7 protein-coding genes are annotated in these 7,171 nt (G+C 74.9%); 3 read left to right on the top strand and 4 right to left on the bottom strand.

Annotated elements, in window-relative coordinates; genetic code table 11:
- A partial coding sequence (locus BI06_RS18005; protein WP_369826155.1) for a DEAD/DEAH box helicase occupies positions 1-1,115 on the bottom strand: 1,115 nt, incomplete at its 3' end.
- A gap of 490 nt (positions 1,116-1,605) precedes the next feature.
- On the opposite strand from BI06_RS18005, the gene BI06_RS18000 reads away from it, so the two are divergent.
- Positions 1,606-2,337, top strand: a complete 732-nt coding sequence (locus BI06_RS18000) for a ferritin-like fold-containing protein (RefSeq protein WP_030392942.1) — start codon at positions 1,606-1,608, stop codon at positions 2,335-2,337.
- Positions 2,338-2,370: 33 nt separating this feature from the next.
- Here BI06_RS18000 and BI06_RS17995 read toward each other — a convergent pair whose 3' ends face one another.
- From BI06_RS17995 to BI06_RS17985, 3 genes are all read right to left on the bottom strand, one after another.
- A complete protein-coding gene (locus BI06_RS17995; RefSeq protein WP_030392941.1) occupies positions 2,371-2,718 on the bottom strand; it encodes a hypothetical protein in 348 nt (115 codons plus the stop codon).
- Positions 2,719-2,920: 202 nt separating this feature from the next.
- A complete protein-coding gene (locus BI06_RS17990; protein ID WP_030392940.1) occupies positions 2,921-3,148 on the bottom strand; it encodes a DUF3107 domain-containing protein in 228 nt (75 codons plus the stop codon).
- A 131-nt stretch (positions 3,149-3,279) separates the two neighbouring features.
- A complete protein-coding gene (locus BI06_RS17985) occupies positions 3,280-3,942 on the bottom strand; it encodes a TetR/AcrR family transcriptional regulator (protein WP_030392939.1) in 663 nt (220 codons plus the stop codon).
- Between the two features lie 234 nt (positions 3,943-4,176).
- Here BI06_RS17985 and BI06_RS17980 point away from each other — a divergent pair, with 234 nt between their 5' ends.
- Both BI06_RS17980 and BI06_RS17975 read left to right on the top strand, forming a co-directional pair.
- Positions 4,177-5,127, top strand: a complete 951-nt coding sequence (locus tag BI06_RS17980) for an alpha/beta fold hydrolase (protein ID WP_043469114.1) — start codon at positions 4,177-4,179, stop codon at positions 5,125-5,127.
- A gap of 423 nt (positions 5,128-5,550) precedes the next feature.
- A partial coding sequence (locus BI06_RS17975) for a DUF3492 domain-containing protein (RefSeq protein ID WP_051741216.1) occupies positions 5,551-7,171 on the top strand: 1,621 nt, incomplete at its 3' end.

Raw genomic sequence — 7,171 nt, 5'->3', positions numbered from 1 at the left:
GTGCGGCCGATCCGGTGCAGGTAGGTCTTCTCGTCCTCCGGGCACTGGTAGTTGATCACGTGCGTGACGCCCTCGACGTCGATGCCGCGGGCCGCGACGTCGGTGCAGACCAGCACGTCGACCTTGCCGTTGCGGAACGCCCGCAGGGCCTGCTCGCGGGCGCCCTGCCCGAGGTCGCCGTGCACGGCGCCGGCCGCGAAGCCGCGCTGGGTGAGCTGGTCGGCGACATCGGCGGCGGTCCGCTTGGTCCGGCAGAAGATCATCGCCAGCCCGCGGCCGTCGGCCTGCAGGATGCGCGAGACCATCTCCACCTTGTCCAGCGAGTGCGCACGGAAGATGTGCTGCTCGGTGTTGGCGACGGTGGTGCCGGTGTCGTCCGGCGCGGCGGCCCGGATGTGGGTCGGCTGGCTCATGTAGCGGCGGGCGAGGCTGATGACCTGGCCCGGCATGGTCGCCGAGAACAGCAGGGTCTGCCGCTTCGCCGGCAGCATGGTGATGATCTTCTCGACGTCCGGCAGGAAGCCGAGGTCGAGCATCTCGTCGGCCTCGTCCAGGACCAGCGAGCGGACCCTGGAGAGGTCCAGCTTCTTCTGGCCGGCCAGGTCGAGCAGACGGCCCGGGGTGCCGACGACGATGTCGACGCCCTTGCGCAGCGCCTCGACCTGCGGCTCGTAGGCACGGCCGCCGTAGACGGCGAGCACGCGGACGTCGCGGACCTTGCCGGCGGTCTGCAGGTCGTTGGTGACCTGGGTGCACAGCTCGCGGGTCGGCACCACGATCAGTGCCTGCGGGGACTCGGTGAGCTGCTCCTCGGTGGCGCGGCCGGCGTCGACGTCGGCGCGCACGACGACCCGCTCGATCAGCGGCAGGCCGAAACCGAGCGTCTTGCCGGTGCCGGTCTTGGCCTGGCCGATGACGTCGTGGCCGGTCAGCGCGACCGGGAGGGTCATCTCCTGGATGGGGAAGGGGTGGACGATGCCGACGGACTCGAGAGCCTCGGCGGTCTCCGGGAGGATCCCCAGGTCCCGGAAGGTCGTCTTCATGGGTTCAGCGGTGGTGGACAGGGTGCTGCCTCTTCCGTGTGGAGGGGCCGAGAGCGAGCGGCGGGCGGGCAGCCCGCGCGGCTGTGTACAGGCCTGGACGGCCTCGAATACAGCTGCGCGGACGCACAACCGCGCCGGTCCCTGCGGCCGGCCGGTGCGCGCGGCCCGGTGAAGGGGCGCGTCGCCGGCGGCGTCGGGGAGGATTCCCGTGAGGGACCTGCGCGGGACCTGCGCCGACTGGCGCGGTCTCGGCGGCCCTCGCTCGGCCACTGATGCGGTGCCAAGGCTTGAAGTCCAAGCCCTGGTCGGAGCCGATCGGCTCTCCGACCGGGCATCCGCGTACGTTGAGTTCCCGGCTTCCGTACGACCCGTCCAGGGGGACGGCGGCGTTTCGGAGCGGGCTCGCTCGGCACACCGAGACGGCGGTGACACCGTGCGAGCACGACGGGCCTCCGTACCACCATACAGTCACCCGACGACTCGAACACGTGACGCGGGCGACATCGCAGGTCGGAGAGGTGGGTGAGGTGCCCGGGGACGGACCGGGACTAAGGTGCGGGTCATGGAGAACCGTGGTGAGACGCAGGACGACGTGGCGGCCGGCTCGATCGGCGACTGGGCGACCTGCTCGGCCGAACCCGCCTACCGGGCCGCCGTACTGGACCTGCTCGGCGCCCTCGCGTACGGCGAGCTGAGCGCCTTCGAGCGGCTCGCCGAGGACGCCAAGCTCGCGCCCGGCCTCGCGGACAAGGCGGAGCTGGCCCGGATGGCCTCCGCCGAGTTCCAGCACTACCAGCGGCTGCACGACCGGCTCGCCGAGATCGGTGCCGAGCCGGAGGAGGCGATGCGCCCCTTCGTCGAGCCGCTGGAGCTGTTCCACCGGATGACCGCGCCCTCGGACTGGCTGGAGGGCCTGGTCAAGGCCTACGTCGGCGATGCCATCGCGACCGACTTCTACCGCGAGGTGGCCGTCCGGCTGGACGACGACACCCGTGATCTCGTCCTCGGCGTGATGTCCGACACCGGCCACGCGCAGTTCGCCGTCGACAAGGTCCGGCAGGCCATCGAGGCCGACCCGCGGTCCGGCGGCCGGCTCGCCCTGTGGGGCCGGCGGCTGATGGGCGAGGCGCTCAGCCAGGCCCAGCGGGTGGTCGCGGAGCGGGACGCGCTGTCCAACCTGCTGGTCGGCGGCGTCCAGGTGCAGGGCTTCGACCTGGTCGAGGTCGGCAAGATGTTCAACCGGATCACCGAGGCGCACACCCGGCGGATGGCCGCCCTGGGCCTGGCCTCCTGACCGCGGCTCCCGGCCCCGGCCCGCCCCGGGCGCTCAGGCGGGCCGGTGGCGCCGGTGCGCGCCCGCGCGGGGCCCGCCCGACCGGTGCCCGCCGGTCCGGTGCTGGCGGTGCCGGTGTGCCGGGGCCCGCCCGGCGGCGAGGTCCGGCCGGGCCAGGACCGAGGTGAGCAGGGCCGAGGCCACCGCCGAGATCGCGATGCTCGCCGCCGGGTACCGGCCGTCCATGGTGAAGTGCGCGATCACCCCGGTCAGCAGCGCCGACCCGAGGGCGGTGCCCATGGTCAGGGCCCGGCCGGCCGGGAAGTACGCGGGCAGCGACAGCAGTGCGGCCGCGCCGACGATCAGGCCGACGAGGGCGAAGGCGACGGTCTCGACCAGCAAGGATGCCTCCCCGGGGTACCGGTGCGCGGCGCGCGGTCGGCCGCACTGTCGCCGTACCCCGGGCTTCCGGTCCGTACACCCCGTGCGCACCGCCCGCCCCGGGAGCGAAGCCCGGGAGTCCGCCCGGGGAACAGGCCCCGGGAACGACGGTGCCCCGCCCCCTCGACCGAGGGAGCGGGGCACCGGGCGAGGCCCGTCGGGCTCAGAGCGTGCCGAAGCCGACCTTGCGCACGGCCGGCTCGCCGATCTCCACGTACGCCAGGCGGTCCGCCGGGACGATGACGCGACGCCCGTGCTCGTCGGCCAGGGTGAAGAGCTTCTCGGTGCCCTCCAGCGCCTTGGCGATCGCGTTCTGGATCTCCTCGGCAGTCTGCGAGCTCTCGATCACGATCTCGCGCGGCGCGTTCTGCACGCCGATCTTGACCTCCACGGCTTCCGTCCCTCCGGGGTTGCAGCCATCCACGCGCGGCACCGGACCGCCTGGGACAAGCGTTCACGTCTACCGCGCCGTACGGCTTCACCATAGAGCACCGGATCGGTGCCCAGACGAAGGTCAGTGGATCACCGGTCGGCGGAGGACCCGTCCGCGGACTCCGCGTGCGGGTGCATCGGGAAGCCCTTGAGCCCGCGCCAGGCCAGGCTGGCGACCAGTCGGACCGCTTCGTCGCGGGGGATCTCCAGCCCCTGCGACAGCCAGTACCGGGCGGTGATCTGGGCCAGACCGCAGACGCCCGCGGCGAGCAGCTTGGACTCCGCCTCCGGGAGGTCGGTGTCCTCCTGGATCACCGTGCTGACCAGCGTCGCACTGGCCTCGGCGGCCCGCTCGACGCGCTCGCGCACGGCCGGCTCGTTGGTCAGGTCCGACTCGAAGACCAGCCGGAACGCGCCGGACTCGCTGGAGACGTAGTTGAAGTACGCCTCCATCGTCGCCGCCACCCGGAGCTTGTTGTCGGTGGTGGTCTCCAGCGCCTCGCGGGTCGAGTCGACCAGGGCGTCGCAGTGCTTGTCCAGCAGCGCCAGGTAGAGCTCCAGCTTCCCGGGGAAGTGCTGGTAGAGGACCGGCTTGCTCACCCCGGCACGATCGGCGATGTCGTCCATGGCGGCCGCGTGGTAACCCTGCGCGACGAACACCTCCTGGGCGGCACCGAGCAGTTGTTCACGGCGGGCGCTTCGCGGCAGGCGGGCACCGCGCGGGCGCTCCTGCGCCTCCTGGATGGCCGTCACGGCGCTCCTCACTTCACGGGTCGTACGGGGTCGGCAAGATGGCCGATTCTACTTTCGGGTAACCGCGTTCGCGCTTGCCAGGCGCGAGAAAAGCGGCCGTCCCCCTTGTCAGGAGCCCACAATACGGCGCGCACCACGGCCGTCGGCAGTGCTGTGGACCGGTGAATGGGGAGACCTTCCGGCCCCGCGCCTTCGGGGGGCCGCGACGGCACCGGCTCACTACCATCGTCCACCATGAGCGGTGCTGAGCAGCAGATACTCCCGGAACCGGTCTCCCCGGAGCCCTTCCGGACCGTCGAGGTGCCCGGAGCGGTGCTCGCCGTGCACCGGCCGGTGACCGGCCCCGGCGCCGTTCCGACCGCTCCCGGACCGGGCGGCGGACGGGCCCCGGCGCTGTTCGTGCACGGGCTCGGGGGCTCCGCCGCCAACTGGAACGCGCTGATGGCCCGGCTCGGCGGAGAGCTGGACGGCGAGGCCGTGGACCTCCCCGGCTTCGGCGAATCCGCCCCGCCCGCCGACGGCGACCTCGGCCTCTCCGGCCACGTCCGGGCCGTCGTCGGCTATCTGGAGGCCGCCGGCCGGGGACCGGTCCACCTCTTCGGCAACTCGCTCGGCGGAGCGGTCTCCGTCCGGCTCGCGGCGCTCCGCCCCGACCTGGTCCGCAGCCTGACCCTGGTCTCGCCCGCCCTGCCCGAACTGCCCCCGCAGCGCTCCGCCTGGCCGACCGCGATGCTCGCCGTCCCCGGCGTCCCCGCGCTGCTGCGCCGGCTGCCGACCGGTGCGCGCGAGCCCGAGCGGGCCGCCGACGGGCTGCTCCGGCTCGTCTACGGAGACCCGGACAGCCTGAGCCCGGCCGAGCGGGCCGAGGCGGTGGCCCAGTACCGGCGGCGGACCGAGCTGCCCTGGGCGGCGGGGGCGCTGGTGGGCTCGGCGCGCGGGATCGTCTCCGCCTACACCGAGCGCGGCGAGCAGGCGCTGTGGCGGCAGGCGGCCCGGGTGACCGTGCCGGTGCTGCTGGTGTACGGGCTGCGGGACAAGCTCGTCTCCTACCGCTCCGCCCGCCGGGCCTGCGCGGCCTTCGCGGACTCCCGGCTGCTGGTGCTGCCGGACTCCGGGCACGTCGCGATGATGGAGCACCCCGACGCCGTCGCCAGGGCGGTGAAGGAGCTGCTGGGCCGGGCCTGACGCCCGCCCCCGTCGTGGTGGGGCGGGGGATACCCCGTGAGGGGCCGCCGTTAACGCCATGATCGGGAAGAGGTCACTCCGGTTCACTCGTTCAGGTGGCAACCAGGCATGTGACCGATGGATTGCCCCGGGCCGGTCCTACCTTTCTGCTGTCGGACCGAACAGGTGTGGGGGAGCCGCGGCCGCCGGAGAACCCGGAGGGCGGCCGCGCGAGGGACGCCGACGGCCGGTGGCGGCCGACGGCGGCCACCGGTCCGGGCCGCCGTGTCTGCGGCGGAACGCCTCCTCCGCCCCGGGCCGCCCCCACGTCGTACGCGCCGCACGCGTCGCCGTGGGGCGGCCGGGCGCCGACCGGCCCGCGCGGCCGGCACCGCCCGCTCGGCCCGGCCATCCGTCGATCCCGTTCTGTCCTGGAGGTCTCCCGTGCGCGTAGCACTGCTCACCGAGGGTGTGCGCCCGCGCTCCCCGCGTGGCGCCGGCGGCTGGTGCGACCGGCTGGTGGACGGCCTGCGCGAGCACGACTTCGCGTGGTACGTCCTCGCCGGGACGGCCGGGACGGCCGGAACCGGAGGGACCTCGCCGACGGACGCCGGAGCGGACGCGGAGGACGCGGCCCGGCCCGCGGTCCACGAACTCGCCCTCTGGGGGCGCCGCCCGGCCGGCCGCGCGCCCGGCGCCCTGCGCGGCCGCCAGTACGCCGCCGCCTACGACCGGCTGGTCCGGGCCCTGCTGCGCCCCGGCGAGCGGTCCGGCTTCGGCCCCGGCCTCTACCGGCTCGCCGAACTCGCCCGCGCCGACGGCGCGCTGCCCGCCTTCCTGGTCTCCGACCGGGCCCGCCGCATCCTGGAGCGGGTCTGGCGCTCGCCCGGCGCCGACACCTCCGCCGGGCAGCCGCTGGTCTGCGACGTCCTGGTCGCCGCCGACCTGCTCGAACAGTGCCTGCGGCCGCTCTCCGCGCCCTGGTACGGCACCGCGCCCGGCGGCCTCGGCGCCGCCGACCTCTGCCATGTCGTCGGCGGCGGCCCGGCCGCGCTGCCCGCGCTGGTCGCCAAGCAACTGCACGGCGTGCCGTTCGTGGTCACCGAGCACGGACTGCACCTGCGCGAGCAGTACCTCGGCTACCGCGAGGCCCCCTACCGCTGGCCGGTCCGGGCCCTGCTGCTCGCCTTCTTCCGGGCGCTCACCGAGGAGACCTACCGGCAGGCCGCGATACTGACCCCGGGCAGCGCCCACGACCAGCAGTGGCAGCGCCGCTGCGGGGCCGATCCGGCGCGCACCCGGGTCGTGTACGAGGGCACCCCGGCCGTGGAGCGGCCCGCGGCCGGTCCCGAACCGGACGCCCCCACCCTGGTCTGGGCCGGCGCCCTGGAGCCGGGCCGCGACCCCGAACTCGCGCTGCACGCCTTCGCCCGGGTCCGGGCCGAACTGCCCGCCGCGCGGCTGGTCCTGCACGGGGAGGAGGCCGTCCCCGGCTACCGGGCGCACTGCGCGGCCGTCGCCGAACGGCTCGGGGTGGCCGACGCGGTCGAGTTCGCCGGGCGGCCCCGTTCGGCCGCCGACGCCTGGGCGGACGGCACCGTCGTGGTCTTCTCCGCCCTCTCCCAGCGCCGCCCCCGCCTGCTGGCCGACGCGATGCTGAGCGGCCGCGCGGTGGTCAGCACCGATGTCGGGGTGGCCCGCGAGGTGGTCGGCCCGACCGGGCTGCTGGTGCCGCCGCGCGACCCGCAGGCGCTGGCCGGAGCCTGCCTCGCCCTGCTGCGCGACGACGAGCGCCGGGCCCGGCTCGGGCTGGCCGGCCGCCTGCGGGCGCAGGAACGCTTCGCCGTGGAGCCGGTGACCGGCGCCTTCCGGGAGATCTACCTGGAGCTGGTCTCGCAGTGGCCGGCCTTCCCGGCGGCCGCGCCCGACGCCGGTGCCGGCCCGCGGCCCCGGCCGTTCGCCCGGCCCGCCGAGTACTGGATCACCGACCGCCGGCACACCGAGCCGCCGGAGGCCGCTGCCGCCCCCGTACCGGGAGACCCGGTCCCGAGCGACCCGGTCCCGA

This window comes from Kitasatospora sp. MBT66 (assembly GCF_000710405.2).
GTDB classification, from domain to species: Bacteria; Actinomycetota; Actinomycetes; order Streptomycetales; family Streptomycetaceae; genus Kitasatospora; species Kitasatospora purpeofusca.
The sequence above is the reverse complement of the archived record's forward strand: the minus strand, read 5'-3'. Positions and strand labels throughout refer to the sequence as shown.

Coding starts and splice junctions, on each gene's coding strand:
- BI06_RS18000 (WP_030392942.1), top strand. CDS start 1,606: ATGGAGAACCGTGGTGAGACGCAGGACGACGTGGCGGCCGGCTCGATC.
- BI06_RS17980 (WP_043469114.1), top strand. CDS start 4,177: ATGAGCGGTGCTGAGCAGCAGATACTCCCGGAACCGGTCTCCCCGGAG.